The 567-nt window shown below is 64.9% G+C and carries 2 protein-coding genes; one reads left to right on the plus strand and one right to left on the minus strand.

All coding sequences use genetic code 11. The features are described from left to right. Positions 1–310, plus strand: a 310-nt coding sequence (locus H8B02_RS47690; RefSeq protein WP_229172573.1) for a transposase, incomplete at its 5' end; no start/stop codon positions are given. On the opposite strand, the gene H8B02_RS47695 is transcribed toward H8B02_RS47690, so the two are convergent. After that, positions 307–567, minus strand: a 261-nt coding sequence (locus H8B02_RS47695; RefSeq protein ID WP_229172574.1) for a hypothetical protein, incomplete at its 5' end; no start/stop codon positions are given. The two genes, H8B02_RS47690 and H8B02_RS47695, sit on opposite strands and share 4 nt — an antisense overlap.

A 567-nucleotide genomic window follows, 5' to 3' on the forward strand; every position in this document is an offset into this window, starting at 1 on the left:
GGCCTGGCTCGGCCTGACGCCCAAAGACCATTCCACCGCCGGCAAGACCAGGCTCGGCAAGATTACCCGTGCTGGCGACGAGACCCTGCGTCGCCTGCTCGTGGCAGGGGCGACCGCCGTGATCCGGCAAGCCAGGCTCGGCCGCGGTCAGCCGTCGCGCTGGCTGCTGGCGCTGCTCCGGCGCAAACCGCCGAAGCTGGCGGCCGTGGCGCTCGCCAACAAGGTGGCCCGCATCGCCTGGAAGTTGATGGTCACCGGCGAGAGCTACGATGCCGCCCGGATCAACGTCGCAACGGCAACCGTCACTTAGGAGTTTGGCTGGCCAAACGCTGCACGCGCGAGCCGAACCGGAGCTGCAAGAGCAGATGGAATGATCGATCGATCCAGAACGCGAGACAAGCCGCGGGACCCATTGGCCTCCACAAGGTCGCCAGGTTGTTTGGCACTCGCGTCGCGGAAGCCATCTTGGCCAGCGATCAACATGATCGCATCAAACAGGCCGGACATATGGATGACAGCGATCCGATCAGGTTCAGAAGCTCTTGTGCCACGGCGGCCGTCCACATA

This window comes from Bradyrhizobium altum (genome assembly GCF_020889705.1).
Lineage (GTDB): Bacteria > Pseudomonadota > Alphaproteobacteria > Rhizobiales > Xanthobacteraceae > Bradyrhizobium > Bradyrhizobium altum.